At 70.3% G+C, this 25,182-nt stretch carries 27 protein-coding genes, 1 tRNA gene and 1 riboswitch; of the genes, 9 read left to right on the forward strand and 19 right to left on the reverse strand.

Annotation, left to right across the window (positions count from 1 at the left end; translation table 11 throughout):
- Positions 1-80 precede the first annotated feature (80 nt).
- Complete coding sequence (locus IE311_RS02490; protein ID WP_189829813.1) at positions 81-1,079, forward strand: HNH endonuclease signature motif containing protein; 999 nt, start codon at positions 81-83, stop codon at positions 1,077-1,079.
- Positions 1,080-1,129: 50 nt separating this feature from the next.
- Positions 1,130-1,212, forward strand: a tRNA-Leu gene (locus tag IE311_RS02495).
- Between the two features lie 61 nt (positions 1,213-1,273).
- On the opposite strand, the gene rdgB is transcribed toward IE311_RS02495, so the two are convergent.
- The 4 genes from rdgB to IE311_RS02515 all read right to left on the reverse strand — a co-directional run bounded on the left by rdgB (position 1,274) and on the right by IE311_RS02515 (position 3,569).
- Positions 1,274-1,876: an RdgB/HAM1 family non-canonical purine NTP pyrophosphatase gene (rdgB, locus tag IE311_RS02500; protein WP_189829814.1), complete on the reverse strand. Its 603-nt coding sequence runs from the start codon at positions 1,874-1,876 to the stop codon at positions 1,274-1,276.
- An 8-nt stretch (positions 1,877-1,884) separates the two neighbouring features.
- Positions 1,885-2,292, reverse strand: a complete 408-nt coding sequence (locus tag IE311_RS02505; RefSeq protein WP_189829815.1) for a hypothetical protein — start codon at positions 2,290-2,292, stop codon at positions 1,885-1,887.
- A gap of 59 nt (positions 2,293-2,351) precedes the next feature.
- Positions 2,352-3,083: a ribonuclease PH gene (gene rph / locus IE311_RS02510; protein ID WP_189829816.1), complete on the reverse strand. Its 732-nt coding sequence runs from the start codon at positions 3,081-3,083 to the stop codon at positions 2,352-2,354.
- A gap of 213 nt (positions 3,084-3,296) precedes the next feature.
- Positions 3,297-3,569, reverse strand: coding sequence for a PTS glucose/sucrose transporter subunit IIB (locus IE311_RS02515; RefSeq protein ID WP_268257169.1), 273 nt, complete (start codon positions 3,567-3,569; stop codon positions 3,297-3,299).
- A gap of 198 nt (positions 3,570-3,767) precedes the next feature.
- Here IE311_RS02515 and IE311_RS02520 point away from each other — a divergent pair, with 198 nt between their 5' ends.
- Both IE311_RS02520 and IE311_RS02525 read left to right on the forward strand, forming a co-directional pair.
- Entirely contained in the window at positions 3,768-5,066 is a 1,299-nt protein-coding gene (locus tag IE311_RS02520) for a PTS transporter subunit EIIC (RefSeq protein ID WP_189829818.1), read from the forward strand.
- Positions 5,067-5,376: 310 nt separating this feature from the next.
- Entirely contained in the window at positions 5,377-6,639 is a 1,263-nt protein-coding gene (locus tag IE311_RS02525; protein ID WP_189829819.1) for a PTS transporter subunit EIIC, read from the forward strand.
- A gap of 86 nt (positions 6,640-6,725) precedes the next feature.
- Here IE311_RS02525 and IE311_RS02530 read toward each other — a convergent pair whose 3' ends face one another.
- Positions 6,726-7,478, reverse strand: coding sequence for an MBL fold metallo-hydrolase (locus IE311_RS02530; protein ID WP_189829820.1), 753 nt, complete (start codon positions 7,476-7,478; stop codon positions 6,726-6,728).
- A gap of 203 nt (positions 7,479-7,681) precedes the next feature.
- Between IE311_RS02530 and IE311_RS02535 the strand changes: the two genes are divergently transcribed.
- On the forward strand, positions 7,682-8,155 hold the full coding sequence (locus tag IE311_RS02535) for a type II toxin-antitoxin system PemK/MazF family toxin (protein WP_189829821.1): 474 nt from the start codon (positions 7,682-7,684) through the stop codon (positions 8,153-8,155).
- An 84-nt stretch (positions 8,156-8,239) separates the two neighbouring features.
- On the opposite strand, the gene IE311_RS02540 is transcribed toward IE311_RS02535, so the two are convergent.
- The 10 genes from IE311_RS02540 to clpS form a co-directional block, all read right to left on the reverse strand.
- On the reverse strand, positions 8,240-9,190 hold the full coding sequence (locus IE311_RS02540) for a PLP-dependent cysteine synthase family protein (RefSeq protein ID WP_189829822.1): 951 nt from the start codon (positions 9,188-9,190) through the stop codon (positions 8,240-8,242).
- A 5-nt stretch (positions 9,191-9,195) separates the two neighbouring features.
- The gene (locus tag IE311_RS02545; RefSeq protein WP_031011677.1) at positions 9,196-9,474 is read right to left on the reverse strand and encodes a MoaD/ThiS family protein; all 279 of its coding nucleotides are present in this window, start codon (positions 9,472-9,474) and stop codon (positions 9,196-9,198) included.
- 91 nt (positions 9,475-9,565) lie between these two features.
- Positions 9,566-9,682: a putative leader peptide gene (locus IE311_RS37280; protein ID WP_364286309.1), complete on the reverse strand. Its 117-nt coding sequence runs from the start codon at positions 9,680-9,682 to the stop codon at positions 9,566-9,568.
- A gap of 44 nt (positions 9,683-9,726) precedes the next feature.
- Positions 9,727-10,512 (reverse strand): ABC transporter ATP-binding protein, encoded by a 786-nt coding sequence (locus IE311_RS02550; RefSeq protein ID WP_189829823.1) that lies wholly within the window; start codon positions 10,510-10,512, stop codon positions 9,727-9,729.
- On the reverse strand, positions 10,509-11,765 hold the full coding sequence (locus IE311_RS02555) for a FecCD family ABC transporter permease (protein ID WP_229901666.1): 1,257 nt from the start codon (positions 11,763-11,765) through the stop codon (positions 10,509-10,511). The genes IE311_RS02550 and IE311_RS02555 overlap by 4 nt, the downstream gene beginning before the upstream one ends.
- Positions 11,762-12,730: an ABC transporter substrate-binding protein gene (locus IE311_RS02560; RefSeq protein ID WP_189829824.1), complete on the reverse strand. Its 969-nt coding sequence runs from the start codon at positions 12,728-12,730 to the stop codon at positions 11,762-11,764. Before IE311_RS02560 ends, IE311_RS02555 begins: the two co-directional genes overlap by 4 nt.
- A 59-nt stretch (positions 12,731-12,789) precedes the next feature.
- Positions 12,790-12,863, reverse strand: a riboswitch (cobalamin riboswitch).
- 32 nt (positions 12,864-12,895) lie between these two features.
- Positions 12,896-13,324, reverse strand: coding sequence for a M67 family metallopeptidase (locus IE311_RS02565; RefSeq protein ID WP_189829825.1), 429 nt, complete (start codon positions 13,322-13,324; stop codon positions 12,896-12,898).
- Positions 13,325-13,445: 121 nt separating this feature from the next.
- On the reverse strand, positions 13,446-14,873 hold the full coding sequence (locus IE311_RS02570; RefSeq protein WP_189829826.1) for an amino acid permease: 1,428 nt from the start codon (positions 14,871-14,873) through the stop codon (positions 13,446-13,448).
- A gap of 333 nt (positions 14,874-15,206) precedes the next feature.
- Entirely contained in the window at positions 15,207-15,788 is a 582-nt protein-coding gene (locus IE311_RS02575) for a DUF2017 domain-containing protein (RefSeq protein WP_189829827.1), read from the reverse strand.
- A complete protein-coding gene (clpS, locus tag IE311_RS02580) occupies positions 15,788-16,093 on the reverse strand; it encodes an ATP-dependent Clp protease adapter ClpS (RefSeq protein WP_015033876.1) in 306 nt (101 codons plus the stop codon). Before clpS ends, IE311_RS02575 begins: the two co-directional genes overlap by 1 nt.
- Positions 16,094-16,204: 111 nt before the next feature.
- On the opposite strand from clpS, the gene IE311_RS02585 reads away from it, so the two are divergent.
- Both IE311_RS02585 and IE311_RS02590 read left to right on the forward strand, forming a co-directional pair.
- A complete protein-coding gene (locus tag IE311_RS02585; protein ID WP_189829828.1) occupies positions 16,205-17,533 on the forward strand; it encodes a nicotinate phosphoribosyltransferase in 1,329 nt (442 codons plus the stop codon).
- A gap of 98 nt (positions 17,534-17,631) precedes the next feature.
- On the forward strand, positions 17,632-18,231 hold the full coding sequence (locus IE311_RS02590; protein ID WP_189829829.1) for a nicotinamidase: 600 nt from the start codon (positions 17,632-17,634) through the stop codon (positions 18,229-18,231).
- 81 nt (positions 18,232-18,312) lie between these two features.
- Here IE311_RS02590 and IE311_RS02595 read toward each other — a convergent pair whose 3' ends face one another.
- Both IE311_RS02595 and IE311_RS02600 read right to left on the reverse strand, forming a co-directional pair.
- Positions 18,313-18,624, reverse strand: a complete 312-nt coding sequence (locus IE311_RS02595; RefSeq protein WP_189829830.1) for a hypothetical protein — start codon at positions 18,622-18,624, stop codon at positions 18,313-18,315.
- A gap of 132 nt (positions 18,625-18,756) precedes the next feature.
- Complete coding sequence (locus IE311_RS02600; protein ID WP_189829831.1) at positions 18,757-21,195, reverse strand: immune inhibitor A domain-containing protein; 2,439 nt, start codon at positions 21,193-21,195, stop codon at positions 18,757-18,759.
- Between the two features lie 370 nt (positions 21,196-21,565).
- Between IE311_RS02600 and IE311_RS02605 the strand changes: the two genes are divergently transcribed.
- On the forward strand, positions 21,566-21,865 hold the full coding sequence (locus IE311_RS02605) for a hypothetical protein (RefSeq protein WP_189829832.1): 300 nt from the start codon (positions 21,566-21,568) through the stop codon (positions 21,863-21,865).
- A 10-nt stretch (positions 21,866-21,875) separates the two neighbouring features.
- On the opposite strand, the gene IE311_RS02610 is transcribed toward IE311_RS02605, so the two are convergent.
- Together IE311_RS02610 and IE311_RS02615 are read right to left on the reverse strand one after the other, a co-directional pair.
- Positions 21,876-22,679, reverse strand: coding sequence for an RDD family protein (locus tag IE311_RS02610; RefSeq protein ID WP_189829833.1), 804 nt, complete (start codon positions 22,677-22,679; stop codon positions 21,876-21,878).
- 139 nt (positions 22,680-22,818) lie between these two features.
- Positions 22,819-24,372, reverse strand: a complete 1,554-nt coding sequence (locus tag IE311_RS02615) for an RDD family protein (RefSeq protein WP_189829834.1) — start codon at positions 24,370-24,372, stop codon at positions 22,819-22,821.
- Positions 24,373-24,682: 310 nt separating this feature from the next.
- Here IE311_RS02615 and IE311_RS02620 point away from each other — a divergent pair, with 310 nt between their 5' ends.
- Positions 24,683-25,174: an SsgA family sporulation/cell division regulator gene (locus IE311_RS02620; RefSeq protein ID WP_189829835.1), complete on the forward strand. Its 492-nt coding sequence runs from the start codon at positions 24,683-24,685 to the stop codon at positions 25,172-25,174.
- Positions 25,175-25,182: the final 8 nt, after the last annotated feature.

A 25,182-nucleotide genomic window follows, 5' to 3' on the forward strand; every position in this document is an offset into this window, starting at 1 on the left:
GCTTTTCGTACGCGATATGACGTGACCGTCCGATATTCGGGTCGTTGATCCGTACGGGATCCGAACTGGGGAGGGACGCGATGGGGACGAGCACGTACACGAGGGAACGGCTCACTGCCGTTGTGGAGGAGGCGAGCGGGTGGGCGGATCTGATGCGCCGCCTCGGCGTCGGTGAGAGCGGGGGCCGACGCCGCACACTGCAGACGAAGGTGGCCGAGTACGGCATCGACACCAGCCATTTCAAGCAGCAAAGCCCCTGGCGCAAGTACACAGACAGCGCCATTGCCGAGGCGGTCGCCACTTCTACGACGCTCCGCGAGGTCGCGCAGAAGCTCGGCGTGCCCCCGGCCACCGGAACGCTCTCCCACATCAGCAGACGGATCGCAGCAGCCGGAATCGACGTGACGCAGTTCCCCGGCCTGAATCGATCGACCACGGACCTTCCGTTCACCACGGAAGAGCTCAAGACAGCCGCAGCGGCCACGCAGAGCATCAGGGCAATGGCGCGCCTGCTGGGCGTAGGCGATGACGGCAGATCCCGGGCCGCGCTCAGGCACATGCTCCACAAGCGCGGAATTGACATCGCCCACTTCACTCACAGGCGCGTCGGAGTTCCGGAGGACGGCCTACGAGCAGCGGTGACTGCTGCCGCCAGCTTCGCCGACGTGATGCGCGCGCTCGGTCTCCAGGTGAGCGACCAGAATCACCGCCGGGTACGACGCCGAGTAGCCGAGCTGGGTCTCGACACGTCGCACTTCAAACGACGCACGTGGGGCACCGTGCGAGTCGCGGCGCCGAAAGCCATCGCGCACACGGTATTCCGGGTCCGCCCCGAAGGGTCGTCGCGCGAAAGCCGCGATCGGCTCCACCGCGCGCTCACCGAGGTAGGCGTCCCGTATCGCTGCGTCGAGTGCGGCAATGAAGGTTCGTGGAGAGGCGGACTCATTACCCTGCAGATCGACCACATCAACGGAGACTGGCTCGACAATCGCCAGGAGAACCTCCGCTACCTTTGCCCCAACTGCCACTCGAAGACTGCTACGTGGTGTCGAGGTGGCGGGCGCCGCCAGTCGACGTAACGGCATCCATACTCCGGCAGGCGCAGGCCCGCTACCATGGTGGGCGACCAGCGGCCTTGGCGGAACGGCAGACGCCTCGCGTTTAGGTCGCGATGGGAGCAATCCCGTGAGGGTTCGAATCCCTCAGGCCGCACAGACCATCAAATCGAAGGCCTCACCCGAAGTTGTTACGGGTGAGGCCTTCGCTGTGGCACTCAGCCCAGCAGTTCCCTCACCACCGGTACCAGCGCCCTGAACGCCTTCCCTCGGTGGCTGATCGCGTTCTTCTCCTCCGGCGACAGCTCCGCGCAGGTGACCTCGTGGCCGTCCGGCTGGATGATCGGGTCGTAGCCGAAGCCGTTCGTGCCCACCGGGGCGTGGCGGAGGGTGCCCGGCATGCGGCCTTCCACCACCCTCTCCGTGCCGTCCGGGAGGGCGAGGGCCGCCGCGCAGGCGAAGTGGGCGGCCCGGTGTTCGTCGGCGATGTCGGAGAGCTGGGCCAGCAGGAGGTCCAGGTTCGCGCGGTCGTCGCCATGGGTGCCGGACCAGCGGGCGGAGAAGATGCCGGGGGCGCCGTTCAGGACGTCGACGCAGAGGCCGGAGTCGTCGGCGACGGCCGGCAGGCCGGTGGCCCTGGCCAGGGCGTGGGCCTTGAGGAGGGCGTTCTCGGCGAAGGTGACGCCGGTTTCCTTGACGTCGGGGATCTCCGGGTACGCGTCCGCGCCGACGAGTTCGAGGTCGAGACCTGCGTCGGCGAGGATCGCGTGGAGTTCGGTGATCTTTCCCGGGTTGCGGGTGGCGAGGATCAGACGGGTCATGCCATCGATTATCCCGGGGTGCAGACCTTGCCGATCTCGGTGGCCCCGTCGGTGATGGGGGTGATGTCCGGGGTGGTGTCGCCGTTCTTGACGGCGGTGCGGACGGAGTCGACCCCCTTGGTGAGGTCGTCGACGGCCTTGGCGAGGTCGGCGTTGTCGGTGGTGTTCTTGAGGTTGCCGAGCTCGGTGGAGATCGAGTTGAGGGACTCCTCGATCTGCGTGACGTCGTTGGAGGCGTTGGCGACGGCGTCCTGGAGCTTGGTGACCGAGGTGGCTATCGCGTCGGCGGTCTTGACGCAGTCCATGGCCTTGTCGAGGGCTCCACAGCCGCTCAGGACGGTGGTGAGTGCGGCGGCCGTGGCCACGGCGAGTGCGAGACGGCGCTTCAAGGCGGGTCCTCCCCCTGTGCATGACATTGATGCGGGCGCACGGATCGTATCCGTGCGCCCGTTGCCCGTTGTGACGCGCCGGAGCGTCAGAGAGTTCCTTCGAGGGCCTTGCGCTGGATCTCGGCGAGTTCGGCGCAGCCGCCGGACGCGAGGTCGAGGAGGGCGTTGAGCTCCTTGCGGTCGAAGGGCTCGGCCTCGGCGGTGCCCTGGACCTCGACGAAGCGGCCGTCGCCGGTGCAGACGACGTTCATGTCGGTGTCGGCGCGGACGTCCTCCTCGTAGCAGAGGTCGAGGAGGGGGACGCCGTCGACGATGCCGACGGAGACGGCGGCGACGGTGCCGGTGAGGGGCTTGCGGCCGGCCTTGACGAGCTTCTTGCCCTGGGCCCAGGCGACGGCGTCGGCGAGGGCGACGTAGGCGCCGGTGATGGCGGCGGTGCGGGTGCCGCCGTCGGCCTGGAGGACGTCGCAGTCGAGGACGATGGTGTTCTCGCCGAGCGCCTTGTAGTCGATGACGGCGCGCAGGGAGCGGCCGATGAGGCGGGAGATCTCGTGGGTGCGGCCGCCGATCTTGCCGCGGACGGATTCACGGTCGCCGCGGGTGTTGGTCGCGCGGGGAAGCATGGAGTACTCGCCGGTGACCCAGCCTTCGCCGCTGCCCTTGCGCCAGCGCGGGACGCCTTCGGTGACGGAGGCGGTGCAGAAGACCTTGGTGTCGCCGAAGGAGATGAGGACGGAGCCCTCGGCGTGCTTGCTCCATCCGCGGTCGATGGTGACGGGGCGGAGCTGTTCGGGGGTACGGCCGTCGATACGAGACATGGGACGAGCGTAGCGGGACATGGGGAGGGGTCTTCGCTCTCCGGTCGCGGGGGACTTCGCTCCCCGGTCGCGGGGGACTTCGCTCCCCGGTACCGGGGGTCTTCGCCCTCCGGTCGCACGGCCTTCGCTCCCGGGCCGTTCATGACGAAGGGCCCGTTCCCCTGCCGGAACGGGCCCTTCGCCGATGCGGGTCGGCCGACGTGTGTCAGTCGCTCACATCATGTCTTCGATGTCGGCGGCGATCGGGTCGGCGTCGGTGCCGATGACGACCTGGATCGCGGTGCCCATCTTCACGACGCCGTGGGCGCCGGCGGCCTTGAGGGCGGCCTCGTCGACGAGGGCGGGGTCCACGACCTCGGTGCGCAGGCGGGTGATGCAGCCTTCGACCTCTTCGATGTTCCCGATGCCGCCGAGTCCGGCGACGATCTTCTCAGCCTTGGTGGCCATGTGTTTCTCCCTGTCCGTTCCGTTCGCGCGAGCGCGAATCTCGGCGCACCTGCGGTCCGCTTTGTCACGGTAACCCACGGTTGGCCCAACTTCGCGAGCGAGTGCCGCCGTTCTGCCGAATGATGACGATCACCGGCGGCCTGTCCTCAGCGGGCTCCCGGGAGCCTATCGCAACTGGTCTACACCAGTGTGCAACGAGATGCGGACCCGGGTCGTTCCCGGGCAGGGAGGACGCCGATGAGTACGGACAGCGCCGCCGCGCGGCCGCAGAAGTCCCTGTGGGGCGGACTCTTCCAGGGGCTGCAGAAGATGGGGCGCAGCCTTCAGCTCCCCATCGCCGTGCTGCCGGCCGCGGGCATCATCAACCGGCTCGGGCAGCCGGACGTCTTCGGCGCGGACGGTCTCGGCTGGGACAACGTCGCGAAGGTGATGGCGGGCGCGGGCGGCGCCCTCCTCGACGGCAACCTCGGTCTGCCGCTGCTGTTCTGCATCGGTGTCGCGATCGGCATGGCGAAGAAGTCGGACGGCTCGACCGCGCTCGCGGCGGTCGTCGGCTTTCTCGTCTACTTCAACGTGCTGCGCCAGTTCCCGAAGGACTGCCCGACGGGCACGGCGGACGTCGGCGGCGGCTGCCTCGGCGCCGACGACTCCTTCGCGGGCTACACGTACCAGAACCCCGGTGTCTTCGGCGGCATCGTGATGGGTCTGCTCACCGCGTATCTGTGGCAGCGCTACCACCGGACGAAGCTGGTCGACTGGCTGGGCTTCTTCAACGGCCGCCGCCTCGTCCCGATCATCATGACGTTCGTGGCGATCGCGTTCGCCTCGATCTGCCTGTGGATCTGGCCGCCGATCGGTGACGCCCTGGAGAACTTCAGCGACTGGCTGGTCGGGCTCGACGAATGGGGTGCGGGCATCTTCGGCGTGGCGAACCGGGCGCTGCTCGTGATCGGCCTGCACCAGTTCCTGAACGTGCCCATCTGGTTCCAGTTCGGCACGTACGAGAAGCCGGACGGCACGGTGGTCCACGGTGACATCCCGATGTTCCTGGCGGGCGACCCGAACGCCGGTCAGTTCCTGACGGGCTTCTTCCCGATCATGATGTTCGCGCTGCCGGCGGCGGCGCTGGCGATGACCCACTGCGCGAAGCCGCACCGGCGCAAGGAGGTGGGCGGTCTGATGCTGTCGGTGGCGCTGACCTCGTTCGTCACGGGCATCACGGAGCCGCTGGAGTACTCGTTCCTCTTCATCGCGCCGCTGCTGTACGCGGTCCACGCGGTGCTGACGGGTGTCTCGATGGCGGTGACGTGGGCGCTCGGGGTGAAGGACGGTTTCAGCTTCTCGGCGGGTCTGATCGACTACGTGATCAACTGGAACCTGGCGACGAAGCCCTGGCTGATCATTCCGATCGGTCTCGGGTTCGCGGTCGTGTACTACGCGATCTTCCGGTTCGCGATCACCAAGTTCGACCTCCAGACGCCGGGCCGCGAGCCGGACGAGGTGGGGGACGAGATGGAGCGCGAGAACGTCAAGTGAGACGGCTCGACAACGTCAGGTAGCCCTTCGGTCACCCCGCGGAGCCCTGACCGTTACGGGGCTTTCATCCCTCCCGTAAGACCCGAGAAAGGCCCCTGGACCTGACGGTCCGGGGGCCTTATGTCGTGCATTTCCAGCTATGGCTGAGCACACAAAATTCGCAGGTTCCTTATCTAAGTCTCACGTGCTACAACTGGTCTACACCACTCATTGGTGTAGACCACGCGGTCCAGACCACCGCGTTTCCACGAGACGTCGCCGTCCCCCCTTTCCATCCTCTGGCGGCGCCTTGCCTTACTGGAGGAAGTTGATGAGTACGGCCACCGCCCAGGCCGCCGCTCCCGCGAAGCGCGGATCCGGCCTGTTCCAGGGCCTGCAGAAGGTCGGTCGCAGCCTGCAGCTGCCGATCGCCGTTCTGCCGGCCGCGGGTATCTTGCTCCGTCTCGGCCAGCCCGACGTGTTCGGTGCCGACGGCCTCGGCTGGGACAAGGTCGCCTCTGTCTTCGCCACCGCCGGCGGCGCGGTCTTCGACAATCTGCCCCTGCTCTTCTGTATCGGTGTCGCCATCGGCTTCGCCAAGAAGGCGGACGGCTCCACCGCCCTGGCCGCGCTCGTCGGCTTCCTGGTCTACAGCAACGTGCTGAAGGCCTTCCCCGTCGCCGACGCCGTCATCAACACGACCGCCAACAAGGGCGTCGACGTCGCCGCGAAGTTCAACAACCCGGGTGTCCTCGGCGGCATCCTGATGGGTCTCATCGCGGCCGTCCTGTGGCAGAAGTTCCACCGGACCAAGCTCGTCGACTGGCTCGGCTTCTTCAACGGCCGCCGTCTCGTCCCGATCATCATGGCCTTCGTCGGCACCCTCGTCGGTGTCGTGTTCGGTCTGGTCTGGGAGCCCATCGGTGAGGGCATCTCCAACTTCGGCGAGTGGATGACCGGCCTCGGCGCCGGTGGCGCCGGCCTCTTCGGTCTCATCAACCGCGCGCTGATCCCCGTCGGCATGCACCAGTTCGTCAACACCGTCTCGTGGTTCCAGATCGGTGACTTCACCAACGCGGCCGGCGAGGTCGTCCACGGTGACCTCAACCGCTTCTTCGCCGGTGACCCGAGCGCCGGAATCTTCATGTCGGGCTTCTTCCCGATCATGATGTTCGGCCTCCCGGCCGCCGCCATCGCCATCGCCCACGCCGCTCGCCCCGAGCGCCGCAAGGCCGTGATGGGCATGATGGTCTCGCTCGCGCTGACCTCCTTCGTCACCGGTATCACGGAGCCGATCGAGTTCACCTTCATGTTCATCGCGCCGGTCCTGTACGCGATCCACGCCGTCCTGACCGCCGTGTCCATGGCCGTCACCTGGGCCTTCGGTGTCCACGCGGGCTTCACCTTCTCGGCCGGTGGCATCGACTACCTGCTGAACTGGAACCTCGCGACCAAGCCGTGGCTGATCATCCCGATCGGTCTCGTCTTCGCGGCGATCTACTACGTGGTCTTCCGCTTCGCGATCACCAAGTTCAACCTTCCGACGCCGGGCCGCGAGTCCGACGAGGAGATCGAGGACCTCACCAAGGCGTGAGTCCCACCCGCAGCACGGAAGGGCCCCGGAACCGTACGGTTCCGGGGCCCTTCCCGTTGCCGACCACCCCGTTGCCGGGGACGGCCTCAGACCTCGTAGACCGCGCCCGGCCGCGCCAGCTCCGACGGGCCCTTGTACACCTGGCGCGCGTCCGCCAGGTTCTGTTCGCCGTCGGTCCACGGCGGGATGTGGGTGAGGACGAGCCGGCCCACCGAGGAGCGGGTCGCCTCCGCCCCCGCCTCCCGGCCGTTGAGATGGAGGGCCGGGATGTCCTCCTTGCCGTGGGTGAAGGAGGCCTCGCAGAGGAAGAGGTCGCTGCCCTCGGCGAGCTTGTGCAGCGACTCGCAGACCCCGGTGTCCCCGGAGTAGGTGAGCGCGCGGCCGCCGTGCTCGACGCGGATGCCGTACGCCTCGACCGGATGGCACACCTTCTCCGTACGGACGGAGAACGGGCCGATCTCGAACGCCTCCGACTTCAGGGTGTGGAAGTCGAAGACCTCGCTCATCGCCGTGGGGGACGGGGTGTCCGCGTACGCCGTGGTCAGCCGCTGCTCGGCACCCTCCGGGGCGTAGACCGGGATCGCGTCGCAGCGCCCGCCCTCGTGCCGGTAGTAGCGGGCGACGAAGTACCCGCACATGTCGATGCAGTGGTCCGCGTGGAGATGGCTGAGGAAGATCGCGTCGAGGTCGTACAGACCGATGTGTCGCTGCAGCTCGCCCAGGGCGCCGTTGCCCATGTCGAGGAGCAGCCGGAAGCCGTCGGCCTCGACGAGGTAGCTCGAACAGGCCGAATCCGCGGACGGGAACGACCCGGAGCAGCCGACGACGGTGAGCTTCATGGAGCGGGAACCTCCGTGGACGGATACGGAAAGCGCGCTGAGGAAGGGGGAGGCTGTGCGGTCTGTCGAGCGTAAGGCGCACGGGGGCCTGTCGCTCCTTTGCGGTGGCCCGTTGTGGGCGAACTCACGGGCTCTGTCACCGGTTCGGATGGATGGCGGGCCGTTGCGGCGGAGTGGGAGGCGCGCCGGTACCGTCTTGAGGTATGGACACGTCGTGGTGGCCCGCGCTGGTCGCGGTCGTGGTGATCGGGCTGGTCGTGGCGCTCGCCGACGGATGGAGGCGGTCGTCGCGCCGCCCGTCGGGACGGACCCGGCCGCCGACCCGGCCGCCCGGTCGGCCCACCGGGCCGCGGAAGGCTCCGTCGCGTCTGCCGCACGCGGCCGAGATCTGGTGGGCGGACGTGCCCTTCGAGGACGGGCCGGGTTCGAAGGACCGGCCCTGTCTGGTGCTGTCCGTACGGGGGGACAACGCGCTCGTCGCCAAGATCACCAGCAAGTACCACGACGAGCGGCCGGGCGTGATCGCGCTGCCGCCGGGTGCGGTGGGTGACGCGCAGGGGCGGCCCAGCTTCCTGGAGACGGACGAGCTGCGCGAGGTGCCGGTGTCGGACTTCCGGCGGAAAGCGGGGATGGCGGACCCGGTCCTCTGGGACCGGGTCCGCCATCTGGCGCGCTAGCGGGCCGGTGGAGCGGGTGCCGGGCGGTGCGGGCCGGTGGAGCGGGTGCCGGCGGTGCGCCGGGCGGGATCCGCGAGGGGCGGCCTACGCCCAGAGCTGGCCCTGGACCGTCGCGATCGCCTCTTCCGTGGTCGCCGCCGTGTAGAGGCCGGTCGACAGGTACTTCCAGCCGCCGTCGGCGACGACGAAGGCGATGTCCGCGCTCTCGCCCGCCTTCACCGCCTTGTTGCCGACGCCGATGGCCGCGTGCAGTGCCGCGCCCGTGGAGACGCCCGCGAAGATGCCCTCCTGCTGGAGGAGTTCGCGGGTGCGGGTGACGGCGTCGGCGGAGCCGACGGAGAAGCGGGTGGTGAGGACGGAGGCGTCGTACAGCTCCGGTACGAAGCCCTCGTCGAGGTTCCGGAGGCCGTAGACGAGGTCGTCGTAGCGGGGCTCGGCCGCGACGATCTTGACGTCGGGCTTCTGCTCGCGCAGGTAGCGGCCGACTCCCATCAGGGTGCCCGTCGTGCCGAGGCCGGCGACGAAGTGGGTGATGGAGGGCAGGTCGGCGAGGATCTCGGGGCCGGTGGTGGCGTAGTGCGCGCCCGCGTTGTCCGGGTTGCCGTACTGGTAGAGCATCACCCAGGACGGGTTCTCGGCGGCGAGCTCCTTGGCGACGCGTACGGCCGTGTTCGAGCCGCCCGCCGCGGGGGACGAGATGATCTCCGCGCCCCACATGGCGAGCAGCTGGCGCCGCTCCTCGCTGGTGTTCTCGGGCATGACGCAGACGATGCGGTAGCCCTTGAGCTTGGCGGCCATGGCGAGGGAGATGCCGGTGTTGCCGCTGGTCGGCTCCAGGATGGTGCAGCCGGGGGTGAGGCGGCCGTCCTTCTCCGCCTGCTCGACCATGTGGAGCGCGGGGCGGTCCTTGACCGAGCCGGTCGGGTTGCGGTCCTCCAGCTTCGCCCAGATGCGGACGTCGTCCGAGGGCGAGAGCCGGGGGAGGCGGACGAGCGGTGTGTTGCCGACCGCCGCCAGCGAGGAGTCGTAGCGCATGTGGATCAGACCATGCCACCGGCGACGGCCGGCAGGATCGTGACGCTGTCGCCGTCGGTGAGCTTGGTGTCGATGCCGTCGAGGAAGCGGACGTCCTCGTCGTTCAGGTAGACGTTGACGAAGCGGCGGAGCTTGCCGCCGTCGACGATGCGGGCCTCGATCCCGTTGTGGCGGGTCTCCAGGTCGGCGAAGAGCTCGGCGAGGGTGGCGCCGCTGCCCTCGACGGCCTTCTCGCCGTCGGTGTAGGTGCGGAGGATGGTCGGGATGCGGACCTCGATGGCCATGGCGTGGGCTCCTGTCGGAAGTGGCGTGGTGGGCGCGCTGCTGGGGCCCCGCGCGGAGGGGGGTCGTACGAAAGTGCGCTCGGCCGGTCGCTCAGAGCGCAGCGCGGATCGGACAGATCGCGCCGGCGAGGCGGCACAGGTCGACGTGCAGGCGCGCAACGAGCAGAGGTGTGCCCGGAGTCTCTTCGCTCACGTCGTGGGAAACCATGGGCACATCGTATCGATTCCCGGTCCGGGTTCCGGAATGTGATCTCACATGGTGGATGGATCCTGACCGACTGCCGGACGGTGCATGTAGAGGACGGTCGGGCTGCCGGTCCTCGGATGCGGGATGACCTCGGTGTCCACACCGTAGACGGCCTCCAGGAGGGCCGGGGTGAGGACCTCGGCCGGAGTGCCGCCGGTGACGACCCGGCCGCGCTCCAGGACGTAGATCCGGTCGCAGTACGCCCCCGCCAGGTTGAGGTCGTGGAGGGCGAGCAGGTTGGTGGTGCCCAGCGTCCGGACGAGGGCGAGGACGTCGAGCTGGTGCCGGATGTCCAGGTGGTTGGTGGGCTCGTCGAGGACGAGGAGGGCCGGGTCCTGGACGAGGGCGCGGGCGACGAGGGCCCGCTGGCGTTCACCTCCGGAGAGGGTGGGGTACGGGCGGTCGGCGAGGTCCGCGAGGCCGACGCGGGCGAGGGCGGCCCCGGCGCGCTCCCGGTCGGCGCCGGTGTCCCCCTCCCAGAACCGTTTGTGCGGGGAGCGGCCGAGGGCGACGAGTTCACGGACGGTGAGTTCGAACTCGGTGGCGCTGTCCTGGGGGACGGTGGCGACGCGGCGGGCGCGGGCCTTGGGCCCGAGGGCGTGGAGGTCGTCGCCGTCGAGGAGGGCGTGGCCCGCGGTGGGGACGAGGGTGCCGTAGACGCAGCGCAGGAGGGTGGTCTTGCCGCTGCCGTTGGGGCCGATGAGTCCGACGGTCTCGCCGGGGCGGACGGTGAGGTCGACGGCACGGAGCCGTTCCCCGTACGAGAGGCCGTGCAGGCGCAGTTCGGTCACAGGGCCGCTCCTTCGGGGCCGGGGCGGCGGCGCATCAGCCAGAGGAAGAACGGGCCGCCGGTGAGTGCGGTGAGGACGCCGACGGGGATGTCCTGGGGTGCGGCGACGGTCCGGGCCGCGAGGTCGGCGAGGACGAGGGCGAGCGCCCCGCCGAGCGCGGCGACCGGGAGGAGCCTGCGGTGCGGGGCGCCGACGGCGAGCCGGGCGGCGTGCGGGGCCATCAGTCCGACGAAGCCGACGGCTCCGCTCGCGGAGACCATGACGGCGGTGACGAGGGAGGCGAGGACGAAGACGGCGGCGCGGAAGCGGGCGGTGTCGAGGCCGAGGACGGTGGCCTCCTCCTCGCCGACGAGGAGGAGGTCGAGCGGGCGGGCGAGGGTGAGGAGGGCGCCGACGCCGACGGCGAGGACGACGGCGGGCAGGGCCAGGGTGTCCCAGCGGGCGCTGCCGAGGCCGCCGAGGGACCAGTACATGGCCTCCTGGAACTGTTCGGGACGTCCGGCGACGACCAGGAGCAGGGTGGCGAGGGCGGAGAGGATGTAGGAGACGGCGACTCCGGCGAGGACGAGCCGGGTGCTGGTCAGCGTGCCGCCCGTGCGGGCGAGCCCGTAGACGAGGACGAGGGAGAGCAGGGCGCCCACGAAGGCGCCGGCGGGCAGGGCGAGGGTGGTGGTCACGCCTCCGACGAGGCCGACTCCCCCGCCGAGGACCAGGACGAGGACGGCTCCGGCGGAGGCGCCGGAGGAGATCCCGAGGAGGAAGGGGTCGGCGAGCCGGTTGCGGACGAGGGCCTGGAGGACGGCGCCGACGACGGCGAGTCCGGCGCCGACGACCGCCCCGAGCAGGACCCGGGGCAGCCGTACGTCGAGGACGATGGTCCGGAACGGGGAGGGGCCGGAGCGCCCGGTGAGGGCGTCGAGCACCTGGCCGGGCGGGATGCGGACGGAGCCGAGGGCCAGGGAGGCGGTCGCGGCGGCGGCCAGGGCGAGGAGAAGCCCGGTGACGACGACCGTGTACCGCAGGGGCCCGCCACCGGTCCGCGGTGGTGGGCCGGCCTTCCGGACGGGTGCCCCCGGGCTCCCCGCACCGGGCCGACCGGGCCGTTCGGGCCCTGCGGGCCGGCCTGCACCGGCCGCACCGGCCGCACCGGTGGCCGGTGTGTCCTGGCGGGGCGGGGCCTGCGGGTCTTCCGGGGCGCCCGGCGCGCCGGTGGGCTCCCCCGCCGGGCCCGCGGTGCGGGCCGTCGGGCTCATCGGGCCGGGTGGAGCTGGGCGGCCAGCTTGTCGACGGCGGCCGGGACGCGGACGCCGAGGACGGTGTCGGAGAGCGGCATGACGGCGAACCGGCGGTTCTTGATCGCGGGGACGTCCTTCAGCGCCGGGTCGTCGAGGAGCCGCTTCTTCTTCTGTTCGACGGTGGTGGAGCCGTAGTCGTAGATGACGACGACCTCGGGCTTGCGGGCGACGACCTGTTCCCAGGTGGCGTCGCCGAAGGGCTTGTCGAGGTCGGCGAAGACGTTGACGCCGCCGGCCCGGGTGATGAGCTCGTTGCCGATGCCCTTGCCGCCTGCGGTGAAGGCGGTCTTGTCGCCGCTGTCGTAGACGAAGACGGAGACCGGCTCGACGTCCTTGAGGCGCTTCCCGGTGGCGGCGACGGTGGCCCGCGCCTCCTTGATCCAGGTCTCGGCCCGGTCGGGGACGCCGAAGGTCCGTCCGGTCTCGCGGACTTCGCGGTAGAGGTCGTCGACGGAGGGCGAACCGGTCGGGCAGTACTCGGTGTTGAGGCGGGTGTCGATGCCCGCGCGCTTCAGGTCGTCGCGGCCGCGGCCGTCCTTGGCCGCGAAGGCGGAGGAGTAACCGCCGTACACGAAGTCGGGGTTCGCGGCGAGCAGGGCCTCCTTGGAGGGGTACTCCTTCGCGAGCACGGGGACGCTGTCGTACGCCTTCTTGTACGCGGGGAGGACGGCGTCGTCGAGGTAGGCCGTGCCGACGAGCGATTTCTCCAGGCCGAGGGCGAGCATGACCTCGGTGACGTGCTGGTTCATGGTGACCGCGCGCTGCGGCGGGGCCTGGTACGTCGTCTTCACACCGCAGTTGGTGACGGTGTAGGGGAACCCCGGTGCGGCCTTCGCGGCGGGCGCCGAGGGGGTGGCCGAGCAGGCGGCGAGCAGCGGGAGCAGGACGGCGGCGGGCAGCAGGGCGCGACGGGACCCGGTCATGACGGAGTGCCTCCTCCGGGGATTTCCACGTCCCCGATCGGTGGTGGGAGGCGGCAGGTCAGTTCCTGGCTCCCGGCGCCCGAGGGCGCCGGTCACAGTGGCGGGACCGTGCCGGATTCACACCGGCTTCCTGGGTCCTGCCGCCCGTTGGTCCCGGTCAGTCTCTCAGGCGTCGTACGCCTCGACGACCTTGACGTCCTCTTCGGTGACGACGCCCTCGACGATGCCGAAGGAGCGGAACTGGAAGGGGCCCGCGCCGTCGCTGTCGGCGGTGGAGACGAGGACGTAGTGGGCCTGGGGCTCGTTCGCGTACGAGATGTCCGTGCGGGACGGGTAGGCCTCGGTCGCGGTGTGCGAGTGGTAGACGATGACGGGCTCCTCGTCCCGGTCGTCCATCTCTCGGTAGAGCTTGAGCAGGTCCGCGGAGTCGAACTCGTAGAAGGTGGGCGAACGGGCGGCGTTCAGCATCGGGATGAACCGCTCGGGGCGCCCGGTGCCGACCGGGCCCGCGACCACGCCGCAGGCCTCGTCGGGGTGGTCCGCGCGGGAGTGTTCCACGATCTGGTCGTACAGGGCCCGGGTGATGGTCAGCATGCCGACAGGATAAGCGGACGGGCCGCCCCGTACCGAGGAGTGGTACGGGACGGCCCGCATGCCGAGACGATCGTTCGGGGCCGTTGGGGGGACGACCGCGCGACCGCTCTGGGGGGACCGGTCAGGACCGCTTGGCGAAGGCGGCGCCCTCGGGGTTGCGGGCCTTCAGGACCAGGTAGGAGACGCCGAGGACGAGACCCCAGACCGGGGCGGCGTACAGGGAGACGCGGGCGCCCTCGTCGATGCCCATCATCACGATGACCATGCCGATGAAGAGGAGCGCGAACCAGCTGGTGTACGGGGCTCCCGGGGCCTTGAAGGTGGACTCGGGGAGCTCGCCGCGGTTCGCCTTGGCCCGGTAGCGGATCTGGCAGACCAGGATCATGATCCAGGCCCACATGCCGGAGATGGTGGCGAAGGAGACGACGTACTCGAAGGCCTTGCCGGGGGCGACGTAGTTGATCCAGACGCCGACGAGCATCAGCGAGGCCGAGAAGGTCAGGCCGAGCAGCGGGGTGCCGTTCTTGGTGAGCTTGGTGAAGACCTTCGGGCCCTGGCCGTTGAGCGCGAGGTCGCGCAGCATGCGGCCGGTGGAGTACATGCCCGAGTTGCAGGAGGACAGGGCCGCGGTCAGCACCACGAAGTTGACGATGGCGGCGCCGACGCCGAGGCCCATCTTCTGGAAGGCGGCGACGAACGGGGAGACGCCCGGCTGGAACTCGGTCCACGGGACGACCGACAGGATCATGATCAGCGCGCCGACGTAGAAGACGGCGATGCGCCACGGCACGGTGTTGATGGCCTTGGGCAGGACCGTCTTCGGGTCCTTGGACTCGCCGGCGGTGACGCCGACCAGCTCGACGGCGAGGAAGGCGAACATGACGATCTGCAGGGTCATCAGCGTGTTGCCGATGCCGGTGGGGAAGAAGCCGCCCTGGTCCCACAGGTGGGTCACGGAGGCGGTGTCGCCGGCGTCGGAGAAGCCGATGGTGAGGATGCCGGCGCAGATCAGGATCATGCCGATGATCGCGGTGACCTTGACCATGGAGAACCAGAACTCCAGCTCACCGAAGAGCTTCACGGAGATCAGGTTCGCGCCGTAGAGGATGACCGTGAAGACCAGCGCGGAGATCCACTGCGGGATGTCCCACCAGTACGTCATATAGGTGGCCGCGGCGGTGACCTCGGTGATGCCGGTGACGACCCAGAAGAGCCAGTACGTCCAGCCGGTCACGAAGCCCCAGAACGGGCCGACGAACTCGCGTGCGTACTCCGCGAAGGAGCCGGACACGGGCCGGTACATGAGGAGCTCGCCGAGGGCGCGCATGATGAAGAAGATGACCAGGCCCGCGATGGCGTACGCGAGGATCAGGCTGGGGCCCGCCTTGGCGATGGCCTTGCCCGCGCCGAGGAAGAGGCCGGTGCCGATGGCGCCGCCGATCGCGATCATCTGGATCTGCCGGGCGCCGAGGCCACGCTGGTAGCCCTCGCCGCCGTCCACGGCCCCGTCGGTGCCGTCGTGCTGCTTGTCGACCTGCACAGAGGTCATGGTGGTGCGCCTTTCTCCATACCGATCCGCGCGACTGCGAGTGCGTCTGCCGCGGATCAGTTCCTGATCCCCCCGGATGTGGATGGAGTGCTACCGGCGGTCAGCCGGCCAAAGCGCCCTCGGGAACAGGGGTGGCGTCCCCGAGCGGTCGTGAAGATTTATCACGCTGCGGGGCTCGATCGAGGGAGTTCCGTGTGGCGCAGGCCACAGAAAACGCCGGGAAAAAGGTGCACAAGACGGCGAAGCGGACGCTCTGATAACGCATTCGTTATCCGGATTTGAGCGTCCGCTGAGCGAACACCCCGTGACGGGGAGGTGTTCCGGGGAGAGGGGTCAGGACATCAGGGCTTCGATGAGGGACTCCTGGAGCGCCCCCAGCCAGAGGTATGCCATCACCATCGGCTTGCGCGGGTCGGAGTCCGGCAGCCGGTACAGCTGCTCGCCCTCCTCGTCCGTGACCTCCAGCCGGGTGCCGATGGTCAGCCGGAGGTCGTTGAGCGCGCCGAGCCAGGCCCGGGACTCGTCCGCGGTCAGCTTCAGGACCGCGCCGCCCTCGCCCGCCGCCTCGGCGGAGAGCGCGTCGAGGGCGCGCACCACGACGAGGGCGTCCTCGCGCTTGCGGGCCCGCAGGTCGTTCTCGGTGTAGCGGCGGAAGTCGGAGGCGGCCGCGCGCAGCTCCTCGCTGTCGTCCCCGTACGCGTCGGGGAAGAGGCGCTTGAGCGCGGGGTCGGAGGGCGGCTTGCTCGGGCCCTCGGCGAAGAGCGCCGCCAGCGGGTCCGCGTCCTCGGCGGGCTCGTCGCCCGGTCCGATCAGCTCCATGAGCTGGACGGCGAGGGAACGGAGGATGGAGATCTCGACGTCGTCGAGGGCGACGGCGGCGCCACCGCCGGGCAGGGTGTCGAAGCGCCCGGCCATCAGAAGCGGTCCTGGGAGAGGGTCGCCCACAGTCCGTAGCCGTGCATCGCCTGCACGTCGCGTTCCATCTCCTCGCGGGTGCCGCTGGAGACCACCGCGCGCCCCTTGTTGTGCACGTCGAGCATCAGCTTGTGCGCCTTGTCCTTGGAATAGCCGAAGTACGACTGGAAGACGTACGTCACGTAGCTCATCAGGTTGACCGGGTCGTTGTGCACGAGGGTCACCCAGGGCACGTCCGGTTCGACGACCGCGGAGACCTCCTCGGCCGATTCCGTACGTTCGATCTCAATAGGCGCGACGCTCACTCACCCCATGCTGCCACCCCAAGGGGCCCGTCGCACAAACGGGTAGGGCCTCCCGCACACAGACGGCCTAGAAATCGTCACTCTGACGATTTCTGCGCTAGCATCGCTGACATGAACGCTGCGGACCTTGGGCTGCCGGTGGACGTGCCGTCGACCGCGCTCTTCACCGATCAGTACGAGCTGACCATGCTCCAGGCCGCCCTCCGGGCCGGCACCGCCGACCGGCGCTCCGTCTTCGAGGTCTTCACCCGAAGGCTGCCCGAGGGCCGGCGCTACGGCGTCCTCGCGGGCGTCGGGCGGGTCCTGGACGCCGTCGAGAACTTCCGCTTCGACCCCGCCGTCCTCGGCTTCCTCCGCGAGCACGGCATCGTCGACGAGCCGACCCTCGAATGGCTGGGCCGCTACCGCTTCTCCGGCGACATCTGGGGCTACCCCGAGGGCGAGGTGTACTTCCCCGGCTCCCCCCTCCTGCGCGTCGAGGGCTCCTTCGCCGAGTGCGTGCTCCTGGAGACGGTGATCCTCTCCATCCTCAACCACGACTCGGCCATCGCCGCCGCCGCCTCCCGCATGTCGGCCGCGGCCGCCGGACGCCGCCTCATCGAGATGGGCGCCCGGCGCACCCACGAACTGGCGGCCGTCGCCGCCTCCCGCGCCGCCTACGTCGGCGGCTTCGACTCCACCTCGGACCTCGCGGCCGGCTTCCGCTACGGCATCCCGACCGTCGGCACCTCCGCCCACGCCTTCACCCTCCTCCACGACAGCGAGCGGGACGCCTTCCGCGCCCAGGTCGACAGCCTCGGACGCGGGACGACCCTGCTCGTCGACACCTACGACGTGGCCGAGGCCGTCCGCACCGCCGTGGAGGTGGCCGGGCCCGAGCTCGGAGCCGTCCGCATCGACTCGGGCGACCTGCTGCTCGTCGCCCACCGGGTCCGGGCGCAGCTCGACGAGCTGGGCGCGCGGGACACGAAGATCGTCGTCACCTCGGACCTCGACGAGTACGCCATCGCCTCGCTGGCGGCGGCGCCGGTCGACGCGTACGGGGTGGGCACCCAGCTGGTCACCGGCAGCGGCCACCCGACCTGCTCCATGGTCTACAAGCTGGTCGCGCGGGCCGCCTCGGCCGACCCCAAGGCGCCCCTCACCCCGGTCGCCAAGAAGTCCCTGGGCGGCAAGGCCTCGGTCGGCGGGCGCAAGTGGGCGGCCCGCCGCCCCGACGCCTACGGGGACGCCGAGGCCGAGGTCGTGGGCACCGGGCCGGTTCCGCCGGAGCTCGCCGACCACCAGCTCCTGGTCGAGCTGGTCAAGGGCGGCGACGTGGTGGCCCGGGAGCCCCTGGAGGCCGCCAGGTCCCGGCACATCGCGGCCCGCGCCGGGCTGCCGATGTCGGCGATCCAGCTCTCCCGCGGCGAGCCGGTGCTCCCGACGGAGTACATGTAGGGGTCTCCGGCCAGGACCCGGACCCGCCCCCTCCCGGTGGGAGGGGGAAGTCTCTAGGCTCGAACCCACCCCTCCCCGACGCGCTAAGGACACCCGCCATGCACCGCGCATTGATCGTTGTGGACGTTCAGAACGACTTCTGCGAGGGCGGCAGCCTCGCGGTGACCGGCGGCGCGGACGTCGCCGCCGCCATCACCGACCTGGTCGGCCAGACGGCGGGCACCTCCTACCGGCACGTGGTCGCCACCCGTGACCACCACGTCGACCCGGGCGCGCACTTCGCCCCGGCCGGCGAGGAGCCGGACTACGTCTCCTCCTGGCCGGTGCACTGCGTGGCCGGTACGGAGGGGGTGGGCTTCCACCCGAACTTCGCGCCCGCCGTCGCCAGCGGGGCGATCGACGCCGTCTTCGACAAGGGCGCGTACGACGCGGCGTACAGCGGCTTCGAGGGGCACGACGAGAACGGGCGGACGCTCGCGGAGTGGCTCCGCGAGCGGGAGGTCACCGAGGTCGACGTGGTCGGCATCGCCACCGACCACTGCGTCCGGGCGACCGCCCTGGACGCGGCCCGCGAGGGCTTCCGCACCCATGTGCTGCTCGATCTGACGGCCGGCGTCGCGAAGGCGACGACGGACCGGGCCCTGGAGGAGCTGCGGACGGCGGGCGTGGAGCTGACCGGCAAGCCCGTGGTGGCCTGAGCCCGCCGGCCCGGAGCCCCGGGCCGGGGTCTCGTCCCGGAGCGCCGCCCGGGATCCTGCCCGGGTCGGGCCCCTTCGGGGTCAGGCCGCCGGTTCCCTGGGGAGGGACCGTACGGGGTGCCAGAGCTCCTGGGCCGCGCCCGGGGTGGATCTCCACAGCAGCCCGTCCGGGTGGTGCAGGACGGCCGTGATCTCGTCCGGCGTGGGCGGCTCGCTGTTGCCGCGGAGATAGACCGCCCGCAGTCCCAGATTCCGCAGCCTGGTCAGGGCGCGGGCACGGTTCGCGGCGTGGACCAGGAAGCGGACGCTGGCGCCGTCGCGGGCCGGGCTGGGCAGCCCTATCGCGACGACGACACTGCCTCCCGGCAACTTGCAGAACCCTCCGTTGGGCATGCGGAACCACTCCCCCGTGGATCGACTGTCAATAAGAACATCGGTCTGTACTGCCAGACGCACCTAAACACGATCGGCCGCCGCCCGCTAGAGGGCGACGGCCGATCATGGCTTGACCTGCTGTTTTACCGATTACTTCGTGGACGGACCCACGCGGACCGTGATCGTCTCGCCGCTCTTCGGCTCCTTGACGACCTGGATCTTGGTGTTGGTGTCAGTTACCTGAACACCGGCGCGCTCGGTCTCCTTGTACCAGTAGGTGCCCTTGCGGTCGTCGAAGACCGGGTTGCCCTTCAGGGACGGTACGAAGGTCGCGACATCGGCCTTGTGGAGCTGGAGGCCGTCGGTCCGGTAGGTGCCGAAGGTGGAGTCGTACGCCTGGACGCGGTTGCGCATCAGGGTGCCGTCCTTCCACTTCAGCGGGGACGGGTGGGCGTCGACCGGAAGGATCAGACCCTGGCCCGGGTGGACCGCGGTGTTGTTGTCCTTCTGGGAGAGGTCCCACTTCCAGATGAGCAGACCGTTCTGGTACGGGTAGTGCTCGACCCAGCCCGACCTGTCACCCGCGAAACCGAAGTTGTACGGGCCGACCTTGAGGGTCGCGTCGTACGAGACGTACTGGCGGTTCTCCGCGATGTAGTACTGGTCGTACTCCTTCGTGAAGCCCTTGCCGACCCGCGAGAAGCCCTTGGCGGCCCAGCCGTTGTCACCGTTCTCGGCGTTGTCCGAGAAGACGGTGGCACCGTCGGCGGTCAGGGTGATGGCGTCGGCCGTGAAGCCCTTGCCGCCCGCGCCGCCGTCCGTCTGGTAGCGGAAGCGGAGGTCGAACTTCTTGCCCGCGTAGGCGTCGAGGCCGTAGACGAGCTCCTTGTGGGCGCCGGAGACGTCGGTCAGCGCCGGGGCGCCGCTGGCGTCGCGCGGGAGCGGCTTGCCGTCGGCGGTGCCGTCCAGGGCCGTCCAGTTGGCGCCGCCGTCGGTCGACACCTCGGTGTAGAGGTAGTCGTAGTCGAGCTCGATGTCGTACCAGCCCTTGAGGTTCAGGGAGGCGGACGTCTTGCCCGTCAGGTCGACGGAGCGGGTCAGGGTGTTCTTGAGGTCGTCACCCATGTTGCTCCACCACTGCGTGGCACCCTCGGCGGGCGCGACGACATCGGTGGTGACGGCCTTCTTCGGCAGCTCGACGACGAGCGCCTGCGGGTTCTTCGTGTTGTACTCGGCCACACCCAGCTTGTGGGTGGAGTTCCACTTCCGGGCCTCGTTGGCGACCTTGGTGTAGTTCAGCCAGCCGAGCTGCAGCTTGTCCCAGGCGTTCATGTCGCCGGGGAGGTCGCCGATGGAGTCCTTGCCGCGGCCGAGCCACGAGCCGGAGGACATGAGCGACCAGAAGCCGGTCGAGTTCTCGGCGCCGGCCTTGCCGGAGGTGTCGTACAGGTCCGGCAGACCGAGGTCGTGGCCGTACTCGTGCGCGAAGACGCCGAGGCCGCCGTTCTCCGGCTGCATCGTGTAGTCGCCGACCCAGATGCCGGTGTCACCGATCTGCGTGCCGCCGGCCTTGTTGTTCGAGGGGCCGGTCTTGCCCGCGTTGGTGCCGTACGCGTACCAGCGGTGGGCCCACAGGGCGTCGCTGCCCTGGACGCCGCCGCCCGCCGACTCGTCCTCGCCCGCGTGGACGATCTGGAAGTGGTCGATGTAGCCGTCGGCCTCGTTGAAGTTGCCGTCGCCGTCGAAGTCGTAGCGGTCCCACTGGTCGTACTGGGCCATGTCGGCCTTGATCTGCGCGTCCGTCCGGCCCTTGGCCTTCTGGTCGGCGACGAAGGCGGTGACGCCGTCGCGGACCGCGTCCCAGACGTTGGCGCAGTTGCTGTTGCCGCAGTAGTTCGAGCCGTAACGGGCCTCGTTGTACTCGACCTTGACCCAGTCGGAGACGCCACCGGCGACCGAGTAACGGCCGGACGAGGTCTTCTCGTAGTAGGTCTTCAGCGACTCCTTGGGCTGTCCCTTGGCGTCCTTGCCGGTGCCGAAGTACAGGTCCTGGAAGTGCTTCTGGTTGTAGTCCGCCTGCCACGCCGTGGAGTTGTCCGTCGCGCGGTCGGGCTTGGCTATCTGGTTGTGCAGGGGACCGGGCGTGCCGCCGAACTTCGGCTTCGGCTCGGTCGTGTCGTCGTCGGCGCGGTCGACGAGGGTGGTGTTGTCCACCTTGTCGCCGAACTCGACGAGGATCGTGAAGATCTTGTCGGTCTTCTCGCGGCCCAGCTCGACGTACTTCTTGCTGTCGAGCTTGACGACCTGGGAGCCACCGCGGCGCTCCACCTTGGACTCGCCGCTCAGCACCTGCTCCAGGGCAGCCTTGCGCTGCTGCTCCTGCTGCTTGCTGTACGGGCCCTCGAGGTCGTGGTCGACCGCCGCCTTGTCGACACCGGCGCCGGGCGCCGGGTCGTGACGGACGTCGGCCGGCGTCACGCTGCCGTGATTGTCGGCCCAGGCGGTGGTGAAGGTCGAGGCGGTGGCGGCGGTGGCCGCGAGCGCCACGACGACTGCGGACGCTCTGATCGCCCGTCGTCTGTTGGTCACTTGATATGTCCTCCCCGGCGCCCGCGCTCTCGGACCGAAGGTGGGGTGTCCGTCCGGCGGGTCGCGCGTCACAAGTGACGACATTCGACCGGAGGGAGACAAGAAAAGACAGATCTTGACTTGCACATACCAAGTGCACTATGCGGGAGCGAGATTCCGATATTCGGACACTTTTCCGTCCCGCCCCGAGCGTCCCTGGGACCCCAACAGGCGCATTGACGGCGGCACTTGCCCGTCCGAGTGACTCCGTGCGCCCCCCGTGCACCCGGCACCGTGGGTTAGGTCACGCTTACGTTTGGTCCGCCCGGGCATCCACTGTCATAGAACCGGGCACAGAGCCGACCGTTGTCCTGAGAGGGCGGTATTTGTCATGCAGCGTCCGAATACCGCGCAACTCGCCTACGGTGGTGCCACCGTCGTCCTCGCGACCGTCGCCCTGCTGTTGCTCTCGGGTGCGACGACGACCCTCGGCATCACGGTGATCAGCCTCGCCGGCCTGCTGCTCGGACTGCTCGTTGCGGTGACGATGCCGGTGCGGACGCCCGCCGTCAAGGTCCGGGAGACGGTTCAGACTTCCCCGGCGACGGACCAGGCTCCCCCGGCCGACGAAGAGATCCGGGTGCCGACCCAGCGCGTGGGCGCGGGAGCCGATACCCGGATCGGTTCGTGAAGAGGTCCGTTCACTGCGGGACGGACACCACCACCGTCTTCGCCGCCTTGTCGTGCAGACCCTGCTTGTAGGGCTTGTCGACCAGGATCAGGATCAGCAGGAGCAGCGGCCACAGACAGGCGCAGCAGATCAGCGCGGGCAGCCACAGGACGACGGCGCGCAGCAGCGACTGGCTCATCGGGGGCGTCGAGCCGTCGTTGAGCATCGCGACCCGCAGCTTCATCCACTTCTTGCCGAGGGTCTGGCCGTTCTTGGCCACCATCACCGTGTCGTAGGCGACGAACGCGACGATCGTGATCAGCTGGAAGACCAGCTGGCTGCCGCCGTTGAGGCTGTTGACCGTGTCGCCGAAGTCGTTCCCGTCCTCGGTCGCCCGCGAGTAGATCTTGAACGGGATGCCGATGATCGCCAGGGGGATCGCGATGATCAGCCAGTCGATGATCCGGGCGATGATGCGCTTGCCGGACTCGGCGAGCGGCGGCATCCCCGAGAGCGGATCGGTCCCGCCGTACCCGGCACCGTAGCCGCCGTACGGAGGCGGGGGCGGCGGCATGTCGTTGCCGTACGGGGAGCCGCCCGAGGGGCCGTACGGCGAACCGCCCGTAGGGCCGTACGGGTTGCCCGGAGGCGGACCCCCGGGAGGCGGACCTCCCGGCGGGGGGCCTCCCGGTGGCGGACCGCCCGGCGGGGGCTCGGACGGGGGCGGCCCCGCGGGCGGCGGCTGGCCGGCGGAGGGCGGCGGAGGCTCCTGCGGCCTCTTGAGGAAGGGGTCCTCCTCGGGCGGCTGGCCGGACGGCGGCTGATCGGTGCTCATGGGGGCAGTGCATCCCGGGCGCGGCACCCCCGCAAGGAATCACCGCCCGTTCGGGGGACCCCCGGCCATCGGGGGGACGCTCACCCGCCGGGGGACCCGGCCGGTGCCGCCGCCGGGTGCCGCGGCGCCCGGCGCGGACTCAGCGCGCCACGAAGGTACGGGCGGCCTTGTCGTGCCAGCACTGGCGCCAGGGCCGGTCGAAGAGGCACCACAGGACGTTGAGGACGCCGAGGACCAGGAGCCCCAGGACGCTGTAGACGAGCCAGCGGCGCAGGGAGGCGCCGAACCTCGGCGGCTGGTGCGCCTCGATGTCCCGCACCTCGATCCCGCAGAGCTTCTTGCCGAGCGTGCGGCCCCACTTCGCGGTGGGCAGGGCCTCGTACAGGACGCCGATGACGAACAGCGCGGCCAGCGCGATGCCGAACTGGACCGCGGTCGTGCCGTCCAGCAGCCAGACCTGGACGGTGACGCCGGACTGCTTGGCCGCCTCGATCTTGCCGTCGATGTGGTCGAGCGCGGCGGTCACGAAGGGGAAGGAGGCGGCGCCGACGAGCGCCCCGAGGACGACGGTGTCGATGATCCGGGCGAACAGGCGCCTGCCGAGCCCGGCGGGGCGGGCGGAGGCCTGCGCACGGGCAGCCTGGACGAACAGGTCGTCGACGGGCGGCTTCCAGGGGACGACGGGCGGCTGCGGCTGGTCCGGGGACTGCGGTGCCTGTGCCTGTGCCTGCGGCTGTTGCGCCTGGGGCTGCTGCTGCGCCCAGGCGGGTGCCGCGGGTGCGGGGGCCGGGGCGGGCGTCCGCCGCACGGGGGCGGGCGCGGGTGCCGCAGCCGCAGCCGGGGCCTCGGGGGCCGGCTGCGGAGTCGGCCGGGGCCGGGGGTCCGGCTGGGGCTGCTGCGGCGCCGGAGCGGGCGTGGGGATCCGTGTGACGGGCATCCCGCCGAGCCGTCCGGCCGTCCCGGTCGCGCGGGGGTCCGCCGTCGGCGCCGGGGAGGCGGACGGCGCCTCGGCGGGCTCGCTCGCGCCGGCGACCGGCCAGTCCGCCGGGGTGCGGGGGTCGGGGGTCCGGGGCGCGCCCCAGGAGACCTTCTGGTCGCGGTCGCCGCCGAAGCCGGTCTGGCGGGAGGTGTCCGCCTGCCAGGCGGAGGCGGGCTCCGTGGCGACCGGCTCCTCGTCGAAGAAGACGGGCCCGGTCTCCTCCACCGCGGGTACGGGGACGGGGGCCTGCGCGTGGACCTGGGCGGGGAGCTGGGCGGACGCCTGGGCCTGAGGGGGCACGGAGGCGGCGGGCCCCACGGGCTCGGGCCGCGGAGCGGGCTGCGACCGCTGGGGCTGCTGCGGCTGCTGCTGCTGCTGCCAGGGCTCGGGCTGTACGGACCCGGCCTGTACGGGCTCGGGGCGTACGGGTTCATGGCGTACGGGTTCCGGGCGTACGGGCTCGGCGCGTACGGGCTCGGGGCGTACGGCCTGGACGGATACCGGCGCGGGCGCCGGGCCGGAGGCCAGGATCGGGCCGGCCGGGATCGCCGAGGCGGGCGGGTGGGGAGGGACCTCGCCGTCCCCGGGGGCGGGCCGGCTCGTACCGGGAACCCAGGCGCCCCCGTTCCAGTACCGGATGTACCCGGGAATGGACGGGTCCGGGTAGTACCCCGCCTGCGGTACCTCTTCGCCGCCTCCAGGAGGAGTAGCCACTGCCCCGACTCCGTTCAGTCACAACGCCCTTGATCCGCGCGGCCGCGTGCCGGGCGTGCCGCGCCCAAGGAGGACAGTAACGAAGAACGTCCCCGAGGGAACAAAGAGCCCGCGAGAAAGCAGGCCTTCGGGGAGACACATACCGGAATCGATCACTCCCGGTGATGTTCGGGGCGGTGCATACGCCCGTGGTGGGGCCCGGAGAGAACTTCCCGAAAAAACTTCCCGAAGTCGCGTAATGAGACGCGGCCACCCCGCTCTCTCCCTGTGAAGGCCCGCCCGGGGCCGGTCCGCGAGAGGGAGTACGACCATGCAGAACACCGACAACACCACCGTCGAGCGCGAGCTGGAGCTGAAGCTGGTGCTCTCGCCCGAGCGGTCCGTCCCCGTCCCCGCCCGGCTCGCCTACCGCAGCGACGACCCGTACGCCGTCCATGTCACCTTCCACATCGGCACGGACCACCCGGTCAACTGGACGTTCGCACGCGAACTCCTGGTCGAGGGCGTGTTCCGGGCGTGCGGCCACGGTGACGTGCGGATCTGGCCCACCAAGGTCGACGGCCGCGGCGTCGTCCTGATGGCGCTCTCCTCCCCCGACGGCGACGCCCTCCTCGAAGCCCCGTCCGCGCAGGTGTCCGCCTGGCTGGAGCGCACCCTGCGCGCCGTGCCGCCGGGCACCGAGTCCGAGCGGCTCGGCATGGACGACGGACTCGCCGAACTCCTGGCGGCCACCGTGATCGCCGACGAGCTGTGGCTGCGCGACCCGTGGCCGTCGGACGAGTCGCAGGACGGCGAGCTGTGATCCCCGTA

It is taken from the genome of Streptomyces zaomyceticus, assembly GCF_014656215.1.
Taxonomy (GTDB): Bacteria; Actinomycetota; Actinomycetes; order Streptomycetales; family Streptomycetaceae; genus Streptomyces; species Streptomyces zaomyceticus.